Source organism: Streptomyces sp. MRC013, assembly GCF_023614235.1.
Lineage (GTDB): Bacteria > Actinomycetota > Actinomycetes > Streptomycetales > Streptomycetaceae > Streptomyces.
The window spans coordinates 1,126,654-1,145,099 of record NZ_CP094264.1 but is presented as its reverse complement, the minus strand read 5'-3'; the positions used below and the strand labels follow the sequence as shown (position 1 = coordinate 1,145,099).

The following is an 18,446-nucleotide window of genomic DNA, read 5'->3' as shown; positions in this document are numbered from 1 at the left end:
CGCATGTGTCCGGCGGACGGCGGGGACCGCCGCGGCCCCCGTCCGCGCCCCTCCGGTGGGGGCGCCCTCACCGGAGGGGCCGGATACCCTTGGGGGCGACCGTCCGCCCCCTAGACCCGAGGATCCGCGACCGCCGTGTTCGATACTCTCTCCGACCGCTTGGCGAACACCTTCAAAACGCTCCGGGGCAAGGGACGCCTCAGCGAGGCCGACATCGACGCCACGGCACGTGAGATCCGTATCGCGCTGCTCGAGGCGGATGTCGCCCTGCCCGTCGTCCGGGCCTTCATCAAGAGCGTGAAGGAACGGGCCCTGGGCGCCGAGGTCTCCAAGGCCCTGAACCCGGGCCAGCAGGTCGTCAAGATCGTCAACGAGGAACTGGTGAAGGTCCTCGGCGGCGAGACCCGCCGGCTGCGCTTCGCCAAGCAGCCCCCGACCGTGATCATGCTGGCCGGTCTCCAGGGCGCCGGCAAGACCACGCTCGCCGGAAAGCTCGGCAAGTGGCTCAAGGGCCAGGGGCATTCGCCGCTGCTCGTCGCCTGCGACCTCCAGCGGCCGAACGCCGTCAACCAGCTCTCCGTCGTCGCCGAGCGCGCCGGCGTGGGCGTCTACGCGCCGGAGCCGGGCAACGGCGTCGGCGACCCGGTCCGGGTCGCGAAGGACTCCGTCGAGTACGCGCGGACCAAGCAGTTCGACGTCGTCGTCGTCGACACCGCCGGCCGCCTCGGCATCGACCAGGAGATGATGCGGCAGGCGGCGGACATCCGCGACGCCGTCTCCCCGGACGAGATCCTCTTCGTCGTCGACGCGATGATCGGTCAGGACGCCGTCAACACCGCGGAGGCCTTCCGCGACGGCGTCGGCTTCGACGGCGTGGTCCTGTCCAAGCTCGACGGCGACGCCCGCGGTGGCGCCGCCCTGTCGATCGCCCACGTCACCGGCCGCCAGATCATGTTCGCCTCCAACGGCGAGAAGCTGGACGACTTCGACGCGTTCCACCCGGACCGCATGGCGTCCCGCATCCTCGGCATGGGCGACGTGCTGTCGCTGATCGAGAAGGCCGAGCAGACCTTCAGCCAGGAAGAGGCCGCCAAGATGGCCTCCAAGCTGGCGAGCAGCAAGGGCAAGGACTTCACGCTCGACGACTTCCTGGCCCAGATGGAGCAGGTCCGCAAGATGGGCTCCATCTCCAAGCTGCTCGGCATGCTGCCCGGCATGGCGCAGATGCGGGACCAGATCAACAGCATCGACGAGCGGGACGTCGACCGCACGGCGGCGATCATCAAGTCGATGACCCCGGCCGAGCGACAGGACCCGACGATCATCAACGGTTCGCGCCGAGCACGTATCGCGCGCGGCTCCGGTGTGGACGTCAGCGCGGTGAAGTCGCTGGTGGAGCGGTTCTTCGAGGCGCGGAAGATGATGTCGCGCATGGCGCAGGGCGGCGGCCTGCCGGGGATGCCGGGCATGCCCGGCACGGGCGGCGCGGGCCGGCAGAAGAAGCAGCAGAAGCAGGCGAAGGGCAAGCGGCGCAGCGGCAACCCGATGAAGCGGAGGGCCGAGGAGGAGGCCGCCGCGCAGCGCCGGGAGCAGCAGGCGCAGCAGGGCGGGGCGTTCGGGCTCCCGACGGGCCAGCCGGGCCAGGACTTCGAGCTGCCCGACGAGTTCAAGAAGTTCATGCGCTGACGCCGGCCGGTGGCGGCCCGTGGAGGCGGTCGAGGGGCGCCCGTCCCGGACGGGCGCCCCTCTGTCCGTGCGCGCCGGCGGAGGAAGGCGCACGTCCGCGGCGCCGCCCCCCCGGCTCCCGCCGGCCGCCCCCCGGCCCGACCGCACGTCCGCGGTGCTCCCGACGCGGGGTGCGGGGAGCGGCCGGGTGGGGGAGGGGCTCGCGGGGGCGCCTGGCGAGGCGGTGTGAGGGCTCGCCGGCGGTACCGGACCGGGGTGGACGGCGGGATGCGGCACACCGTCGGCGAGCGCCGCTCGGGCACCCGCCGCCGGGGGAGGACCGGAAGCCGGCGGAGGCCCCGAGGCCGGCGTCGGAGGAAGGGACGCCCCGCCGGGGCCGCGCCCCCGGACCGGGGGCGCGGCGCGCTCCGGGGAGGCACCGTCGGCCGCCGCGCGGAGGGGCGGACTCACCGGATCCGGGCGACGAGGTACCGGAAGACGTTCGGCATCCAGACCGTGCCGTCGTGGCGGACGTGGGGGTGGAGCGCCTCGGTGATCTCCTTCTCCACGGTCGTCCGGTCGGAGGCGGCCACGGCCGCGTCGAAGAGGCCCGTGGAGAGAAGCCCGCGTACGGCGCTGTCGGTGTCCGCGTAGCCGAAGGGGCAGGAGACCCGGCCGGACCCGTCGGGCCGGAGTCCGGCGCGTGCGGCCACCTCCTCCAGGTCGTCGCGGCGGGCGGGCCGCCAGGCACCGCGGCCGGACAGCCGCTCGGCGAGCCGGCCGGCGACGCGGAACACGGCGGTCGCGGCGCACCGCTCGGGCGGGCCCCAGCCGGTGAGGACGACGGCGCTGCCGCGCTCCGCCAGGGGGACGGCGCGGGCGAGGACGGGGACGAGGCCGTCGGAGTCGCCGGCCGCGGAGCCGACCGGCTGGAAGGCGGTGACGAGGTTGTACGGGGGGCCCTCCGGGCCGGCGGCCGCGTCGGGCGGGCCGCACAGGACTATGGGCTCCGGACCGGGGCCGCCGCGGGAGCCGGGGCCCGCGGCCGCCGGGTCGGGGAGCAGCCTCTCCCTGGCCAGCTCCACGCGTGCGCGGTCGGTGTCCACTCCGGTGACCCGGGCTCCGCGGGCGGCGGCCATGAGGAGGGCGAGCCCCGAGCCGCAGCCGAGACCGAGGAGCCGTGTCCCGGCGCGGACCTCCAGGTGCTCGTACACCGCTTCGTAGAGCGGCACCAGCATCCGCTCCTGGATCTCCGCCCAGTCGCGGGCGCGCCCCGGCGCGTCGACGGCCGCGGGGGCCGGGGCCGGGTGGGGGTGGTGCTGGACGAGCATGGGTGTCATCGAAAGCGCCCCAATCAGCCGAGAGTCGATCTGTGCGTCCGTGCCCTGGTCGGCGGCCCCCGTGTACGTGCGCTCGCACGGTCCGCAGCCAGAGAACTCCGCTTCCGTCCCCGCGTCCAGGGGATCGGGCCGCAGTGCTCGCGTGCCCCGGTCGTGCGCCCCCTGGCCCGGCACGAACCACCTCCCATAGTGGGGCCACCGTGCGAATCCCGCCACGGCAGTGGGGCCGGTGGCGTGGGTCCCGGAGGGTGAGGGTAACGTCGCCCGCGGTGATGTACCGTCACCGAACGCCACCCTGCGAGCACAGACCGGCGCGCGGGAACGGGCGAAAGCCGGGGTGTACGCCCCGGGGAGCCCGAGACCGCGCCCCTACGTACCATCTTGATGTGAGCTGTGTGGCTTTTCCGCAGATCAGCGCACTGACCCTCGTGAGGACACAACAATGGCAACTGACGGGTACGTGCAAAATATTTGGGATGCCCCGGAATGGAACCCGACGGCCTCCCGGCTCGTTGTTCACGACGTGAGCACGACACCACCTGTCCTCGCCGCGGAACTGGCACGGGCGTGGGCCGACATCCAGAGGCACCATCCCGAACTACCCGATCTCGCTGCGCCCGAGTCCCTGATCGGAGAGTCCTCGTCCGCCTGCGGCGCGGAGCTCTCCTTCGAGAGGCTGCTCCATGAGGCGGTCCACGGCATCGCCGCCGCCCGGGGGTCCGCGACACCTCCCGTGCCGGCCGCTACCACAACCGCCGGTTCCTGGCGATCGCCGAGGAGATGGGCCTGGACCACTCCGAAGAGCCGCACCCCAGCAGCGGCTTCTCGCTGGTCACGCTCAGTCCCGAGGCCAAGCGCCGGTACCGGCCGACGATCGAGCGGCTGCAGCGCGCACTCAGGGCGCACACCGCCGCCGCGACCGCCGACACCAAACGCTCCTTCCGCGGACCCGCCGCACGGCACGGCTCGTCCGGCGGCGGCGTGCGGGTCAAGGCGGTCTGCGACTGCGGGCGCAACGTCCGGGTGGTCCCGTCGGTCCTGGCCCAGGCGCCGATCGTCTGCGGCGGCTGCGGGAAGCCCTTCCGCATCCCGGAGGCGGTGGGTGCCGCCAGGTGACCCGCGGTCCGCGGTCCCGGGGTCCGGCGGCCGTGCGCGGTGTGGCACAATGGCTAGCTGTACTCGACAGTCGAACAGGACCCCTCTCTCCTACGGCTGACGCGTCCATCGGGCATCTCGGGTACCGCAACCCCACGTGGCATCCCGTCGTGCCCAACCACGTCAAGACCAGGAGACACCACACCCGTGGCAGTCAAGATCAAGCTGAAGCGTCTGGGCAAGATCCGTTCGCCTCACTACCGCATCGTCGTCGCCGACTCCCGCACCCGCCGTGACGGCCGGGCGATCGAGGAGATCGGCCTGTACCACCCGGTGCAGAACCCGTCGCGCATCGAGGTCGACTCGGAGCGCGCGCAGTACTGGCTGTCCGTCGGCGCCCAGCCGACCGAGCCGGTCCTCGCGATCCTGAAGCTGACCGGCGACTGGCAGAAGCACAAGGGCCTGCCGGCCCCGGAGAAGCCGCTGCTGGCCCCGGCCACCAAGGAGGACAAGCGCGCTTCCTTCGAGGCCTTCGCCAAGTCGATCGAGGGCGACGACGCCAAGGGTGAGGCCATCACCCCGAAGGCCAAGAAGGCCGACAAGAAGGCGGACGGGGCCGAGGCCGCGTCCTCCGAGTCGACCGAGGCCTGAGCATGCTCGAGGAGGCTCTCGAGCACCTCGTGAAGGGCATCGTCGACAACGCCGACGACGTGCGGGTCGCCTCGCGCGACCTGCGCCGCGGACGAGTGCTCGAGGTCCGGGTGCACCCCGACGACCTCGGCAAGGTGATCGGCCGCAACGGCCGTACCGCGCGCGCACTGCGTACGGTCGTGGGTGCCCTCGGCGGCCGGGGGATCCGCGTCGACTTCGTCGACGTGGACCAGGTTCGCTGAGCGAAGTTGAACAACCGGCGCACGGGCCGGGGAGGGCTGCGGCCCGCCCCGGCCCGTCGTCGTCCGACAGGAGAGTCCAGGAAGTGCAGCTCGTAGTCGCGCGGATCGGCCGCGCCCACGGCATCAAGGGCGAGGTCACCGTCGAGGTGCGTACGGACGAGCCGGAGCTGCGGCTCGCGCCCGGCGCCGTACTCGCCACCGACCCGGCCTCCGCCGGGCCCCTCACCATCGAGAGCGGCCGCGTCCACAGCGGCCGGCTCCTGCTGCGCTTCGCGGGCGTGCGCGACCGAGACGCCGCCGAGACGCTGCGCAACGTCCTCCTCATCGCCGAGGTCGACCCCGACGAGCGTCCCGAGGAGCCGGACGAGTACTACGACCACCAGTTGGTCGACCTCGACGTGGTCCTCGCCGACGGCACCGAGGTCGGCCGGATCAGCGAGGTCTCCCACCTGCCGTACCAGGACCTGTTCGTCGTCGAGCGCCCCGACGGCGGCGAGGTGCTGATCCCCTTCGTCGAGGAGATCGTCACCGAGGTCGACCTCGACGGGCAGAGGGTGGTCGTCGCCCCGCCGCCGGGCCTCATCGACGACCGCGCCGTCGTCGCCTCGGCCCGCGGGGAGGTCGCTCCCGCCGGCACCGGGACCGAGGGCGGGACCGCCGGGGACGGGGACGGTCGCTGATGCGGCTCGACGTCGTCACGATCTTCCCCGAGTACCTCGACCCGCTGGACGTCTCGCTCGTCGGCAAGGCCCGCGCCCGCGGCCGGCTCGACGTCCACGTCCACGACCTGCGCCGCTGGACGTACGACCGGCACCACACCGTCGACGACACGCCCTACGGCGGCGGTCCGGGCATGGTCATGAAGACCGAACCCTGGGGCGACGCCCTCGACGAGGTCATCGCCGCCGGATACGAGGCCGGCGCCCGCGGGCCCGCACTCGTCGTCCCCACGCCCAGCGGAAGGCCCTTCACCCAGGAAGTCGCCGTCGAGCTGTCGCAGCGGCCGTGGCTGCTCTTCACGCCGGCCCGCTACGAGGGCATCGACCGCCGGGTCGTGGACGAGTACGCCACGCGGATGCCCGTGTACGAGGTGTCCATCGGCGACTACGTCCTGGCCGGTGGGGAGGCGGCCGTACTGGTGATCACCGAGGCGGTGGCCCGGCTCCTCCCGGGCGTCCTCGGCAACGCCGAGTCCCACCGGGACGACTCCTTCGCGCCCGGCGCCATGGCCAACCTCCTGGAGGGCCCCGTCTACACCAAGCCCCCCGTCTGGCGCGGCCACGACGTCCCCGACGTCCTCCTCAGCGGCCACCACGGGAGGATCGCCCGGTGGCGGCGGGACGAGGCGCTCCGGCGCACCGCGCTGAACCGCCCCGACCTCGTCGAGCGGTGCGATCCCGCCGCCTTCGACAGGAAGGACCGCGAGACCCTCTCCCTGCTCGGCTGGGCATCCGAACCGGACGGCCGATTTTGGCGCAGGCCGCGGACCGTGGAAGAATAGGCCGCTGCCGTACGCCCGGTCGGCGCCCCTGCCACAGGGGGACACGCGCCGCACCCGACGCACGGCCACCCGACCCCGACTTTCCAGTTTCCGCTGATGACCTGTGGCATCAGCGAGGAAGCAGACGACCATGTCCCACGTGCTCGACACCGTCAACGCCGCGTCCCTGCGGACCGACATCCCCGCGTTCCGCCCCGGTGACACCGTGAACGTCCACGTTCGCGTCATCGAGGGCAACCGCTCCCGGATCCAGCAGTTCAAGGGCGTCGTCATCCGCCGCCAGGGCTCCGGCGTCTCCGAGACCTTCACCGTCCGCAAGGTCTCCTTCTCCGTCGGCGTCGAGCGCACCTTCCCGGTGCACAGCCCGATCTTCGAGAAGATCGAGCTCGTCACCCGCGGTGACGTCCGCCGTGCGAAGCTGTACTACCTCCGCGAGCTGCGCGGCAAGGCCGCGAAGATCAAGGAGAAGCGCGACAACTGAGCCCCGGCTCGGCCCGCGCGTCCACGCCTCGGGCGAGCTCCACGGACGGCCGGTTAGGCTCGCCCCGATGGACACCGAAGCCAAGCACACGGAGCGCGACCTCCCCCCCGACGCCGGAAGGCGGCCGGAGCGGAGGTCGCGCTTCGCGCTTTCCCGGCGCACCGTCGGCCTGTTCGGCCTCGCCTGGGCCGTCGGCACGCTGCTCGTCGGCCACTTCGTCATCCAGCCCTTCCAGATCCCCAGCGGGTCGATGGAGCCGACGCTCCGGGTGGGCGACCGGGTGATCGTCAACAAGCTGGCGTACCGCTTCGGCGCCGGGCCCGCGCGCGGGGACGTCGTCGTCTTCGACGGGGCCGGCTCCTTCGTCCACGGCGTTCCGGAGAAGGGCCCGGTCACCGGGCTCCTGCACGACACCGCGGCGGCACTGGGCCTCGCGGAACCCGCCGGCACCGGCTTCGTCAAGCGCGTCGTGGGCGTCGGCGGCGACCGGGTGGTGTGCTGCGACGCGGCGGGCAGGATCGAGGTGAACGGCGCCCCCGTCCGGGAGGGGTACCTCCACCCCGGCGACGCCCCCTCCGAGGTGCGGTTCGACATCGTGGTGCCGGACGGCACCCTGTGGGTCATGGGCGACCACCGCGGTCAGTCCCGCGACTCCCGCGACCACCTGGGCGCGCCCGGCGGCGGCACGGTCCCCGTCGACATGGTGATCGGCCGGGCCGACTGGATCGGCTGGCCGGCGCGGCGCTGGTCCGGCATCGACGCGACGGACGCCTTCGGGGCCGTACCGGACGCCCCGGTCCCGGGCGGGGGCCATGGGTAGCCGCGGCCGGCGCGGCGGCCATCGCGCCCGCCCCGGGCCGTCCGCCTCGCGGACCGCGGACGGCCGCCGCCCGCTGCCCGGCCGGGCCGAGCGGCGCAGGCTCGCCCGCAGGGTGAAGCGGCGCAGGCGCCGGTCCGGGATCAGGGAGATCCCCCTGCTCGTCACCGCCGCGGTGCTCATCGCGCTCGTCCTGAAGACCTTCCTGGTGCAGGCGTTCGTCATTCCGTCCGGCTCCATGGAGCAGACGATCCGGATCGACGACCGCGTCCTGGTCGACAAGCTGACCCCCTGGTTCGGAGCGCGGCCGGAACGCGGCGACGTCGTCGTCTTCCGCGACCCCGGCGGCTGGCTCGGTTCCGAGCGGGCGGAGCCGCGGGACGCCCCGCTGGTCGCCCGGGCCAAGTGGGCCCTGTCGTTCATCGGCCTGCTGCCCTCCGACGGCGCGCAGGACCTCATCAAGCGGGTGATCGCCGTCGGCGGGGACACCGTCGCGTGCTGCGACGCGAACGGGCGCGTGACCGTCAACGGCGTGCCCCTGGACGAGCCGTACCTCCATCCGGGTGACGAGCCCTCGCGGATCCCGTTCGAGGTCGAGGTCCCCGGGGGCGGCTGTTCGTGCTGGGGGACCACCGCTCCGCCTCCGCCGACTCGCGCTTCCACCTCGACGGACCGTTCCGGGGGACGATCGCGGAGGAGCAGGTCGTGGGGCGCGCCTTCGCGATCGCCTGGCCGTTCGGCCACTGGCGCGGACTGGACGGCGGGGACGCGTTCGCCGCGGTCCCGGACGCGCCGCCCGGGACCGCGACGGCGCTCGGCGCGTCGCATAGTGTGTCCTCCTGGTACGCGAACGGATCGCTACGGCTCCCGACCCCTGCGGAACTCCCGCTCGTTATGGGAGTGATGGGCCTCCCCCTGGTTCGGGGGCGGGCGAGAACACGGATTGAGGAGTGGACGTGGGGGATCTGGCGGTCGGCGCGCGGTCCGGACGCGATGAGCCGGAGAAGGGGCGCGAGCCGCTCGCGGACCCGTCCCCCGGCCCGGGCGGGGCGCCCGCCGCGGGCGTGACCGAGAGCGCGGCCCTCCGGAGCGACGCGCCGCACGCAGCCGGCGCGGGGAGCGCCGAGAACGCCGAGAACGCCGAGGAAGACAGCGTGGACGACGACAGCGTGGACGACGGCGACCTGCCGCAGCCGAGGAAGCAGCGCTCCTTCTGGAAGGAACTGCCGCTGCTGATCGGCATCGCCCTGCTGCTGGCGCTGCTGATCAAGACCTTCCTGGTGCAGGCCTTCTCCATCCCCTCCGAGTCGATGATGAACACGCTGCAGCGCGGCGACCGGGTGCTGGTCGACAAGCTCACCCCCTGGTTCGGCTCCGAGCCGGAGCGCGGCGAGGTCGTCGTCTTCGAGGATCCCGGCGGCTGGCTGGACGAGCCCGCACCCGAGCAGAACCCGCTGCAGCGGTTCCTCAGCTTCGTCGGCCTGATGCCGCCGCCCGACAAGCAGAACCTGATCAAGCGCGTCATCGGGGTCGGCGGTGACACCGTCGAGTGCAAGAAGGGCGGAAAGGTCCACGTCAACGGCAAGGCGCTGGAGGAGACCCCGTACCTGTACCCGGGTTCCACGCCGTGCGACGACGAGCCCTTCGGGCCGGTCGAGGTGCCCGAGGGCCGCGTCTGGGTGATGGGCGACAACCGGCAGAACTCGCTGGACTCCCGCTACCACCGGGAGCTCCCGGGCGGCGGCACGGTCGCCAACGAGAAGGTCGTGGGCCGCGCGATCAGCGTCGCCTGGCCGTTCGACCGCTGGTCGGCCCTGCCGGTCCCGGACGCGTTCGACCGGCCCGGGCTGGGCGCGGCCGCCGCTGCGGCCGCCGGCCCCGGGGCCCTGGGACTCGCCGGCGCCCTGCCGCTGGTGCTGTGGCGCCGCGGCCGGATCCTCGCGCGCGACGCCGCGGCCACGCGCTCCTGAGCGGCGCCTCCGCGGGGCGTACCGCCCGGTAGCGGGCGCGGGTAGGGTGCCCTCCCGGGACACTCGATCTCCTGAGCGGGGAGTGCTGGGATGGGCGGAACGATGCGTACGGGCGGTCGCGGCTGTCTCGGCGGCGTGCTGTCGGGGCTGGCCGTGGCCGTCGGCTGTGTGCTGTTCCTCGGCGGGTTCGCCTGCGGAGCCGTCCTGTACCGCCCCTACACGGTGCCCACCGACTCGATGAGCCCGACCGTCGGGGCGGGCGACCGGGTCCTGGCCCAACGGATCGACGGCTCCGAGGTGCGGCGCGGCGACGTGGTGGTCTTCACGGACCGCACCTGGGGCGACCTGCCCATGGTCAAGCGGGTCGTCGGCCTCGGCGGCGAGGAGGTCGCCTGCTGCGACGCGGACGGCCGGCTCACCGTCGACGGCGAGCCCGTCCGGGAACCGTACCTGCGCTCCCAGGGCTGGGGCGCGGGGGAGGCCGCCTCGCCGACGGAGTTCGCCGCGACCGTGCCGGAGGGGAGCCTCTTCCTCCTCGGCGACCAGCGCGCGGGATCGCAGGACTCGCGGGCGCACCTCCAGGACGCCGGGAGGGGGTCGGTGCCCCGCAGCGCCGTCGCCGCCCGGCTCGACGCCGTCGTGTGGCCGCCGGGCGGGCTCGGGATGGTCGACCGGCCGCAGGGCTTCGCCGCCCTGCCGGGCGGAGTGTCGGCCCCCGGCCCCGTACGGCCGCTGGCCTGGGCCGTGGCGATCGGCGCCGCGCTGGTGCTGGGCGGGGCCGCGTACGGGCCGCTGGCACGGCTGGGATCGCGGCCCCGGAAGCGGAGCGGGGCGACGCGTGGCTGACGGGAGGGCGCGGCTGGGGGACGGGCACGGGCGCGCGGCGGGGGGCCGGCGACCGGACGGGCCGCCCGGGGACCTCCCCGCGGGACTGCCGCAGGGCGAGTTGCGGCGGGTCGCGCGGACCGTGCTGCTCGACCCCGACGACAGGATCCTGCTCCTGCACGGCCATGAGCCGGACGACCCGACGCGGACCTGGTGGTTCACCCCGGGCGGCGGCGTCGAGGGCGACGAGACCCGCGAGGAGGCCGCGCTGCGCGAGCTGGCCGAGGAGACCGGCGTCACCGACGTCGAGCTCGGACCGGTGGTGTGGCGGCGGATCTGCTCCTTCCCGTTCGCCGGGCGCCGCTGGAACCAGGACGAGTGGTACTACCTGGCCCGGACCCGGCACACCGCCGCGGCCCTGGGCGACCGCCTCACCGAGCTGGAGACCCGCAGCGTCGCGGGACTGAGGTGGTGGACCTCCGCCGAACTGTCGACGGCCCGTGAGACGGTGTACCCGACACGACTCGCCGAGTTGCTGCGCACGCTGCTCGACGAGGGCCCGCCGCCCGCGCCGGTCGTCCTGTCCCCGGAAATCGTCCAGGGGTACGGATGACTGGCGCACAATGGGGGCACGCACGGCTGAAGGGGAACATGCCATGAGCGCCGAGGACCTCGAGAAGTACGAAACCGAGATGGAGCTGAAGCTCTACCGGGAGTACCGAGACGTCGTCGGGCTGTTCAAGTACGTCATCGAGACCGAGCGGCGCTTCTACCTGACGAACGACTACGAGATGCAGGTGCACTCGGTGCACGGCGAGGTCTTCTTCGAGGTGTCGATGGCGGACGCGTGGGTCTGGGACATGTACCGGCCGGCCCGTTTCGTCAAACAGGTACGGGTGCTCACGTTCAAGGACGTGAACATCGAGGAGCTGAACAAGACGGACCTGGAGCTCCCGGGCAGCTGATCCACCCGTACGGGTGGCCGGGTTCTCCACAGCGGGACCGGTTGTCCACCGGGATCCACGACCGAGCGCCCGAGGCGTCACAGTCGGTACCGGAGGTGGTGCCGGGATGAACGCCACGGGGGCACTCGGACAGTACGGGGAGAGGCTGGCGGTACGCCGGCTCGGCGAGGCGGGCATGGCCGTCCTCGCCAGGAACTGGCGCTGCGGACGCGGCGGCGAGATCGACATCGTCGCCCGCGACGGCGACGCGGTCGTGGTCTGCGAGGTGAAGACCCGCCGGGTGGGCGCCTTCCAGCACCCGCTGGCGGCGATCACGCGTGCCAAGGCGGACCGGCTGAGGAGGCTCGCCGAGTGCTGGCTCGACCGGCACGGCGGGCCGCCCCCGGGAGGGGTCCGCATCGACCTGGTCGGCGTGGTGCTGCCCCGGCGCGGCGCGCCCGTCGTGCACCATGTGCGGGGGGTGGCCTGATGGGGTTCGCCCGGACGTGCTCGGTGGCGCTGGTCGGCGTCGACGGGGTGGTGGTGGAGGTCCAGGCGGACCTGGAGCCGGGGGTGGCGGCGTTCACGCTGGTGGGCCTGCCGGACAAGAGCCTGTCGGAGAGCCGCGACCGGGTGCGGGCCGCGATGGTCAACTCCGGCGCCCCGTGGCCGCAGAAGAAGCTGACCGTGGGGCTGAGCCCCGCGTCGGTGCCCAAGGCCGGCTCCGGATTCGACCTCGCCGTCGCCTGCGCGGTCATGGCGGCGGCCGAGCTGATCGATCCGCGCGCCATCGCGGACCTCGTCCTCGTCGGGGAGCTGGGCCTCGACGGCCGGGTCCGGCCGGTGCGGGGCGTGCTGCCTGCGGTCCTGGCGGCGGCCGAGGCCGGATACGAGCACGTCGTCGTCCCCGAGCAGACCGCGGGGGAGGCGTCGCTCGTCCCGGGGGTGTCCGTGCTGGGCGTACGGAGTCTGCGCCAGCTGGTCGCGGTCCTCACCGACGCCCCGGTGCCCGAGGAGGAGCCGGGCGAGGAGGGCAGACCCGCCCCGATGCTGGCCGGTCTGGTGGTCCCCGGAGCCGGGGCGGGCACGGGACTGGCCGCCGACCCCGGCACCGGCCCCGACCTGGCGGACGTCGCGGGGCAGCGTGCCGCACGGCTCGCGCTGGAGGTCGCCGCCGCCGGCGGCCACCACCTGCTGCTGTCCGGTCCGCCCGGCGCGGGCAAGACCATGCTGGCCGAGCGGATGCCCGGCCTGCTGCCGCCGCTGACCCGCGGCGAATCGCTGGAGGTGACCGCGGTCCACTCCGTGGCCGGCATCCTCCCCCCGGGGAAACCGCTGGTGAGCCGGGCGCCGTACTGCGCGCCGCACCATTCGGCGACGATGCAGTCCCTGATCGGCGGCGGCAACGGACTGCCGCGTCCGGGAGCCGTCTCGCTCGCACACCGGGGCGTGCTCTTCCTGGACGAGGCCCCCGAGTTCCCGGGGAAGGCCCTGGACGCCCTGCGGCAGCCCCTGGAGTCCGGCCAGGTGATCGTGGCGCGAGCGGCGGGTGTGGTGCGGCTCCCGGCGCGGTTCCTCATGGTCCTCGCCGCGAACCCGTGCCCGTGCGGCCGGTACAGCGCGCACGGGCACGCCTGCGAGTGTCCCTCGTCGGTGATCCGCCGCTACCAGTCGCGCCTGTCGGGACCGCTCCTGGACCGTGTCGACCTGCGGATCGAGGTGGAACCGGTCAGCCGAGCCGACCTGCTCGCCGCGAAGGGCGAGTCCACCGCCGCGGTCGCCGCGCGCGTCCGGGCGGCGAGGGAGCGCGCCGCCGCCCGCCTGGACGGCACGCCGTGGACCCGCAACGCCGAGGTGCCCGGTCACGAACTGCGTACCCGCTGGCACCCGGCCCCCGGCGCGCTGGCCGCCGCCGAACGCGACATCGAACGCGGTCTGCTCACCGCCCGCGGCCTCGACCGGGTCCTGCGCACCGCCTGGACCCTCGCCGACCTGGCCGGCCGCGCCCGGCCCGACGCCGGCGACGTCAACCTCGCCCTGGAGATGCGCACCGGTGTCCCGCGGGGCGTACCGGTGAGCGCGGGAGGACCGCGGTGACGGGCGCCGGGAGCACACGGGCGGGCGGGCTCCGGCACACCGGCCCGGAGGCGGGGCCGGCGGGGGGAGCGGAGGCACGGCCGGCGGGCGCGCCCGCCGGGTACGCGCCGGGGCCGGGCACCGGGGGCGCCGGGGCGGCGGCGGACGAGGAACGGGCGGCCCGGGCGGGGTTGTGCCGGGTGCTCGAACCGGGAGACGAGCACGGCGGGCGGTGGCTGCGCGAACTGGGTCCGACGGAGCTGCTGCGGCGGCTCACCGCGGAGCCGTACCGGAGCGGTTCGCTCACCGGGGTGGGCGAGCGGCGCCTCCGGGGATACCTCGCCCGGGCGGCCCGGGTGCGGCCCGAGCAGGACCTGGAGCTGGTCGGGGCGCTCGGGGGGCGGTTCGTCGTCCCCGGCGACGCCGAGTGGCCCAGCCAGCTCGACGACCTCGGCGACGCGAGACCCGTGGGGCTCTGGGTGCGGGGCCCCGCCGACCTGCGGAGGTGGGCGCTGCGCTCCGTCGCCCTGGTCGGCGCCCGCGCGTGCACGCCCTACGGGGCGCACATGGCGGCCGTGCTCGGCGCCGGGCTGGCCGAGCGCGGCTGGGTCGTCGTCTCCGGTGCGGCGTTCGGCGTCGACGGCGCCGCCCACCGCGGCGCCCTGGGCGCGGGCGGCGCCACGGTCGCCGTACTCGCCTGCGGCGTCGACGTCGCCTACCCGCGCGGGCACGCCGGGCTGATCGGGCGCATCGCCCAGCAGGGACTGGTGCTGGGGGAGCTGCCACCCGGGGACCACCCCACGCCGGCCCGGTTCCTGCTGCGCAACCGCGTCATCGCGGCCCTCACCCGGGGCACCGTCGTCGTCGAGGCCGCCCACCGCAGCGGAGCGCTCGCCACCGCGCGCGACGCCCAGCGGCTCGGCCGCCACACGATGGGCGTCCCCGGCGCCGCGACCAGCGGACTCTCCGCCGGCGTCCACGAACTCCTGCGCGCGGGCGCCGTCCTGGTGACCGACGCCGACGACGTCGTCGAACTCGTCGGCGACATCGGGGAGCTGGCCCCCGACCGGCGCGGCCCCGTCGTCCCGCGGGACCTCCTCGACCCGCTCACCGCGCGCGTGCTCGACGCGCTCCCGCGGCCCGGCCGGACCGCGACCGTCCCCGACGTGGCGGCGAGCGCCGGGACGAGCGTTGACGACGCACTCGGCAGACTGTACGAGCTCCATTCCCTCGGGTACGTCGAACGGCATGGCGACGTCTGGCGGTTGGCGGCCCCCGGGAGAGGCCACCCGGATGCCCGGCGAGGCAGTCCTTGACCTGGAGCAATCGGGTGAAAAGGTGAACCCGATGACCATCTCTGCCCCGTCGGCGGCGGCGGAACCGCCCACGGCCGGTCCGCCGCCGCCGTTCGAAGATGCGGCCGACGGCGTGATCCCGCCTGCGGACGATCCCTCCGTCTTCGCTCACTGCGACGGCTCAGTCACGCTACGCTCACCGCTACCCCGTCCATCCCCGCACACCACGGCAGAACGGCTCAAGGCGACGCATGCCCCAGCACACCTCCGGGTCCGACCGCGCTGCGGTTCCGCCGCCCGCCGCCCGGGGCGGCGGCCGGCCGGCCGCTCCCTCGTCGCTGGACGAGCTGTGGCGGTCGTACAAGGAAACGGGCGACGAGCGGCTGCGGGAACAGCTGATCCTGCACTACTCGCCCCTCGTGAAGTACGTCGCGGGCCGGGTCAGCGTCGGCCTCCCCCCCAACGTCGAGCAGGCCGACTTCGTCTCCTCCGGGGTCTTCGGCCTGATCGACGCCATCGAGAAGTTCGACGTCGACCGGTCCATCAAGTTCGAGACCTACGCGATCACCCGCATCCGCGGCGCCATGATCGACGAGCTGCGGGCACTGGACTGGATCCCCCGCTCCGTCCGCCAGAAGGCCAGGGCGGTGGAGCGCGCCTACGCCACCCTGGAGGCGCGGCTGCGGCGCACCCCCTCCGAGAGCGAGGTCGCCGCCGAGATGGGCATCCCCGTCGAGGACCTCCACGCCGTCTTCAGCCAGCTGTCCCTGGCCAACGTCGTCGCCCTCGAGGAGCTGCTGCACGTCGGCGGCGAGAACGGCGACCGCCTCATGGACACCCTGGAGGACACCGCCGCCGACGACCCCGTCGAGGTCGCCGAGGGCCGGGAGGTGCGCCGCCTGCTCGCCCGGGCCATCAACACCCTCCCCGAGCGCGAGAAGACCGTCGTCACCCTCTACTACTACGAGGGCCTCACCCTCGCCGAGATCGGCAACGTCCTGGGCGTCACGGAGAGCCGCGTCAGCCAGATTCACACCAAGTCGGTCCTCCAGCTCAGGGCGAAGCTGGCGGACGTCGGACGCTGACCGGGGAGGGCCCTCCGGGGCCGGGCGGGCGGCCGTACAGTGGGACCCGTGCCAAGGATTCGAGCGGCCTCCGTGGCCGAGCACCGGACGATGCAGCGCGCCGCCCTGCTGGACGCGGCGCGCTCCCTGCTGTCCGAGGGCGGCACGGAGGCGCTGACCTTTCCCGCCCTCGCCGAACGCACCGGGCTCGCCCGGTCGTCGGTGTACGAGTACTTCCGCTCCCGCGCCGCCGTCGTCGAGGAGCTGTGCGCGGCCGACTTCCCGGTCTGGGCGGCGGAGGTCGAGGCCGCCATGGAGCGGGCGGCCACCCCGGAGGCGAAGGTCGAGGCGTACGTGCGCCGCCAGCTGGAGCTCGTCGGCGACCGCCGGCACCGCGCGGTCGTCGCCATCTCCGCCAGCGAACTGGACGACGGCGCCCGCGAGAAGATCCGCGCCGCCCACGGCGGCCTCGTCGCGATCGTCGTCGGGGCCCTCGCCGAACTCGGCCGGCCCGAGCCCCGGCTCACCGCGATGCTGCTCCAAGGCGTCGTCGACGCGGCCGTCCGCCGCATCGAACTCGGTGCCGCCGAGGAGCCGTCCGCCATCGCCGACACGGCGGTCGCCGTCGCCCTGCGCGGTGTCGCCCGCCCCTGACACCGCACGCGGCCCTCACCCCGAGGGGAGCAACCGGGACGGCGGGCGCCGCAGCAGCGCGGGCGGCAGGAGCGACAGCGGGTCCAGGTAGGCGTCCCCCCGCCTCAGCCCCCAGTGCAGGCACGTGCCCGCGCAGTGCGACGCCGCGTCGGCGGCCGTCAGGGCGACCACCTGCCCCGCCCGCACCTCCGTCCCGGCCTCCACCAGGGCCCGCACCGGCTCGTACGTGATCCTCGGCGCCACCGCGCCCGGCGGCGCCGCGAGCGTCACCACCATGACGCCCCGCCCCGCCACCGGCCCCGTGAACGACACCCGCCCCGCGGCCGCCGCCCGCACCCGCGTACCCGGCGCCGCCGCCAGGTCGACGCCCCGGTGTCCCCGTCCGTACGCGGACACGGGCGGCTCCCAACCCCGCACCACCGCCGCCCGCGGCGGCCCCACGGGCCACACGGCCTCCCGCGCGGGCGGCCCGCCGGACGGCGCCGTGTCCCCGCCCGGACCCGCCCGCAGCGACGCCGCCGGCCAGGCCGCCGGGGCGCGCGGCACCGGCCCGGCGGCCGCGCCCGCGACCACGACGGGGAGCAGCAGGAGCAGCAGGAGCACCGGGGCCGCCGGCGGGGCGGCGAACGCAGAGCGTCGGTCCATGCCCGCACTGTCCCCCCCGATCCGCCCACTCGGGTGGATCACGGCCGCGGTCTGTGGACGACGGCGCCGCTTGTGGACAGCGCCGTCACCCGGCGGTGCCCAGGTCCCGTACACTTCTTCTGGCGACCCGGGCCACCGGGTCGACTTCGCACGCCCCGCCACCACCCTCACCGGCCGTGGCAGCGCTCATCGGTCCATTCGTGGCACAGCGCGCCGGGGCGTCAGGGAACAACCGACACTTCAAGGAGATACGGCCATGGCCGTCGTCACGATGCGGGAGCTGCTGGAGAGCGGCGTCCACTTCGGTCACCAGACCCGTCGCTGGAACCCGAAGATGAAGCGCTTCATCTTCACCGAGCGCAACGGCATCTACATCATCGACCTGCTCCAGTCGCTGTCGTACATCGACCGCGCCTACGAGTTCGTCAAGGAGACCGTCGCGCACGGCGGCTCCATCATGTTCGTCGGCACGAAGAAGCAGGCGCAGGAGGCCATCGCCGAGCAGGCGGCCCGCGTCGGCATGCCGTACGTCAACCAGCGCTGGCTGGGCGGCATGCTCACCAACTTCTCCACCGTGTACAAGCGCCTCCAGCGCCTCAAGGAGCTCGAGGCGATCGACTTCGAGGACGTGGCCGCGTCCGGCCTCACCAAGAAGGAGCTGCTGGTCCTCTCCCGCGAGAAGGCCAAGCTGGAGAAGACCCTCGGCGGCATCCGCGACATGCAGAAGGTGCCCAGCGCGGTCTGGATCGTCGACACCAAGAAGGAGCACATCGCCGTCGGCGAGGCGCGCAAGCTCAACATCCCGGTCGTCGCGATCCTCGACACCAACTGCGACCCCGACGAGGTCGACTACAAGATCCCGGGCAACGACGACGCGATCCGCTCCGTCACCCTGCTCACCCGGGTGATCGCCGACGCCGTCGCCGAGGGCCTCATCGCCCGCTCCGGCGTCGCCACCGGCGACAGCAAGCCGGGCGACAAGGCGGCCGGTGAGCCGCTCGCCGAGTGGGAGCGCGACCTGCTCGAGGGGGAGAAGAAGGCGGACTCCGACGAGGCCGCCGAGAAGCCGGCCGAGGCTCCCGCCGCCGAGGCCCCCCGCCGCGGAGGCTCCGGCCGCCGAGGCCGAGCAGGCCTGACCAGCGGTCCCGACCCCGAGGTCCGGGCCCGCGCCCGGCCCGACC

General features: G+C 74.2%; 18 protein-coding genes and 3 pseudogenes. 19 read left to right on the top strand and 2 right to left on the bottom strand.

Annotation, left to right across the window (positions count from 1 at the left end; all coding sequences use genetic code 11):
• The first annotated feature begins 135 nt into the window (after positions 1-135).
• A complete protein-coding gene (ffh, locus tag LUW75_RS05035) occupies positions 136-1,686 on the top strand; it encodes a signal recognition particle protein (protein WP_250334546.1) in 1,551 nt (516 codons plus the stop codon).
• A 446-nt stretch (positions 1,687-2,132) separates the two neighbouring features.
• On the opposite strand, the gene LUW75_RS05030 is transcribed toward ffh, so the two are convergent.
• Positions 2,133-3,005: a methyltransferase domain-containing protein gene (locus LUW75_RS05030; protein WP_250334545.1), complete on the bottom strand. Its 873-nt coding sequence runs from the start codon at positions 3,003-3,005 to the stop codon at positions 2,133-2,135.
• Between the two features lie 523 nt (positions 3,006-3,528).
• Here LUW75_RS05030 and LUW75_RS05025 point away from each other — a divergent pair.
• The 17 genes and pseudogenes from LUW75_RS05025 to LUW75_RS04945 all read left to right on the top strand — a co-directional run bounded on the left by LUW75_RS05025 (position 3,529) and on the right by LUW75_RS04945 (position 16,620).
• Positions 3,529-4,121, top strand: a pseudogene (locus LUW75_RS05025) (hypothetical protein).
• A 186-nt stretch (positions 4,122-4,307) separates the two neighbouring features.
• On the top strand, positions 4,308-4,751 hold the full coding sequence (rpsP, locus tag LUW75_RS05020; RefSeq protein ID WP_250334544.1) for a 30S ribosomal protein S16: 444 nt from the start codon (positions 4,308-4,310) through the stop codon (positions 4,749-4,751).
• Positions 4,752-4,753: 2 nt separating this feature from the next.
• Positions 4,754-4,993, top strand: a complete 240-nt coding sequence (locus LUW75_RS05015) for an RNA-binding protein (protein ID WP_250334543.1) — start codon at positions 4,754-4,756, stop codon at positions 4,991-4,993.
• 83 nt (positions 4,994-5,076) lie between these two features.
• Positions 5,077-5,673, top strand: coding sequence for a ribosome maturation factor RimM (gene rimM / locus LUW75_RS05010; RefSeq protein ID WP_250334542.1), 597 nt, complete (start codon positions 5,077-5,079; stop codon positions 5,671-5,673).
• Positions 5,673-6,494 carry a tRNA (guanosine(37)-N1)-methyltransferase TrmD gene (gene trmD / locus LUW75_RS05005; RefSeq protein WP_250334541.1) on the top strand — a complete coding sequence of 274 codons (822 nt, stop codon included), beginning with the start codon at positions 5,673-5,675 and terminating at the stop codon, positions 6,492-6,494. Before rimM ends, trmD begins: the two co-directional genes overlap by 1 nt.
• Positions 6,495-6,624: 130 nt before the next feature.
• Positions 6,625-6,975, top strand: coding sequence for a 50S ribosomal protein L19 (gene rplS, locus LUW75_RS05000; RefSeq protein WP_250337551.1), 351 nt, complete (start codon positions 6,625-6,627; stop codon positions 6,973-6,975).
• Positions 6,976-7,042: 67 nt separating this feature from the next.
• Entirely contained in the window at positions 7,043-7,795 is a 753-nt protein-coding gene (lepB, locus tag LUW75_RS04995; RefSeq protein WP_250334540.1) for a signal peptidase I, read from the top strand.
• Positions 7,788-8,789 (top strand): annotated as a pseudogene (lepB, locus tag LUW75_RS04990) (signal peptidase I). The gene lepB (LUW75_RS04995) and the pseudogene lepB (LUW75_RS04990) overlap by 8 nt, the downstream one beginning before the upstream one ends.
• Positions 8,758-9,762, top strand: coding sequence for a signal peptidase I (gene lepB / locus LUW75_RS04985; RefSeq protein WP_462933784.1), 1,005 nt, complete (start codon positions 8,758-8,760; stop codon positions 9,760-9,762). The pseudogene lepB (LUW75_RS04990) and the gene lepB (LUW75_RS04985) overlap by 32 nt, the downstream one beginning before the upstream one ends.
• 90 nt (positions 9,763-9,852) lie before the next feature.
• The gene (gene lepB, locus LUW75_RS04980) at positions 9,853-10,608 is read left to right on the top strand and encodes a signal peptidase I (protein ID WP_250334538.1); all 756 of its coding nucleotides are present in this window, start codon (positions 9,853-9,855) and stop codon (positions 10,606-10,608) included.
• An 85-nt stretch (positions 10,609-10,693) separates the two neighbouring features.
• Positions 10,694-11,200, top strand: a complete 507-nt coding sequence (locus LUW75_RS04975; RefSeq protein WP_250337550.1) for an NUDIX hydrolase — start codon at positions 10,694-10,696, stop codon at positions 11,198-11,200.
• Between the two features lie 43 nt (positions 11,201-11,243).
• Positions 11,244-11,552, top strand: a complete 309-nt coding sequence (locus tag LUW75_RS04970; protein ID WP_149178923.1) for a DUF2469 domain-containing protein — start codon at positions 11,244-11,246, stop codon at positions 11,550-11,552.
• 106 nt (positions 11,553-11,658) lie between these two features.
• Positions 11,659-12,021 carry a YraN family protein gene (locus LUW75_RS04965; RefSeq protein WP_250334537.1) on the top strand — a complete coding sequence of 121 codons (363 nt, stop codon included), beginning with the start codon at positions 11,659-11,661 and terminating at the stop codon, positions 12,019-12,021.
• Positions 12,021-13,628, top strand: a complete 1,608-nt coding sequence (locus LUW75_RS04960) for a YifB family Mg chelatase-like AAA ATPase (protein ID WP_250334536.1) — start codon at positions 12,021-12,023, stop codon at positions 13,626-13,628. Before LUW75_RS04965 ends, LUW75_RS04960 begins: the two co-directional genes overlap by 1 nt.
• Complete coding sequence (gene dprA / locus LUW75_RS04955; RefSeq protein ID WP_462933692.1) at positions 13,625-14,923, top strand: DNA-processing protein DprA; 1,299 nt, start codon at positions 13,625-13,627, stop codon at positions 14,921-14,923. The genes LUW75_RS04960 and dprA overlap by 4 nt, the downstream gene beginning before the upstream one ends.
• Before the next feature lie 230 nt (positions 14,924-15,153).
• Positions 15,154-15,987 (top strand): RNA polymerase sigma factor WhiG, encoded by an 834-nt coding sequence (gene whiG, locus LUW75_RS04950; RefSeq protein ID WP_250334535.1) that lies wholly within the window; start codon positions 15,154-15,156, stop codon positions 15,985-15,987.
• Positions 15,988-16,059: 72 nt separating this feature from the next.
• A complete protein-coding gene (locus tag LUW75_RS04945) occupies positions 16,060-16,620 on the top strand; it encodes a TetR/AcrR family transcriptional regulator (protein WP_250337548.1) in 561 nt (186 codons plus the stop codon).
• Between the two features lie 15 nt (positions 16,621-16,635).
• Here the strand turns inward: LUW75_RS04945 and LUW75_RS04940 are convergent, their stop codons facing one another.
• Entirely contained in the window at positions 16,636-17,265 is a 630-nt protein-coding gene (locus LUW75_RS04940; RefSeq protein ID WP_250334534.1) for a M23 family metallopeptidase, read from the bottom strand.
• A gap of 256 nt (positions 17,266-17,521) precedes the next feature.
• Here LUW75_RS04940 and rpsB point away from each other — a divergent pair.
• A pseudogene (gene rpsB, locus LUW75_RS04935) lies at positions 17,522-18,401 on the top strand (30S ribosomal protein S2).
• The last annotated feature ends 45 nt before the right edge of the window (positions 18,402-18,446 follow it).

Coding starts and splice junctions, on each gene's coding strand:
- LUW75_RS04940 (WP_250334534.1), bottom strand. CDS start 17,265: ATGGACCGACGCTCTGCGTTCGCCGCCCCGCCGGCGGCCCCGGTGCTC.
- whiG (WP_250334535.1), top strand. CDS start 15,154: ATGCCCCAGCACACCTCCGGGTCCGACCGCGCTGCGGTTCCGCCGCCC.
- lepB (WP_250334540.1), top strand. CDS start 7,043: ATGGACACCGAAGCCAAGCACACGGAGCGCGACCTCCCCCCCGACGCC.
- LUW75_RS04970 (WP_149178923.1), top strand. CDS start 11,244: ATGAGCGCCGAGGACCTCGAGAAGTACGAAACCGAGATGGAGCTGAAG.
- LUW75_RS04965 (WP_250334537.1), top strand. CDS start 11,659: ATGAACGCCACGGGGGCACTCGGACAGTACGGGGAGAGGCTGGCGGTA.
- LUW75_RS04960 (WP_250334536.1), top strand. CDS start 12,021: ATGGGGTTCGCCCGGACGTGCTCGGTGGCGCTGGTCGGCGTCGACGGG.
- trmD (WP_250334541.1), top strand. CDS start 5,673: ATGCGGCTCGACGTCGTCACGATCTTCCCCGAGTACCTCGACCCGCTG.
- LUW75_RS05030 (WP_250334545.1), bottom strand. CDS start 3,005: ATGACACCCATGCTCGTCCAGCACCACCCCCACCCGGCCCCGGCCCCC.
- rplS (WP_250337551.1), top strand. CDS start 6,625: ATGTCCCACGTGCTCGACACCGTCAACGCCGCGTCCCTGCGGACCGAC.
- lepB (WP_250334538.1), top strand. CDS start 9,853: ATGGGCGGAACGATGCGTACGGGCGGTCGCGGCTGTCTCGGCGGCGTG.
- LUW75_RS05015 (WP_250334543.1), top strand. CDS start 4,754: ATGCTCGAGGAGGCTCTCGAGCACCTCGTGAAGGGCATCGTCGACAAC.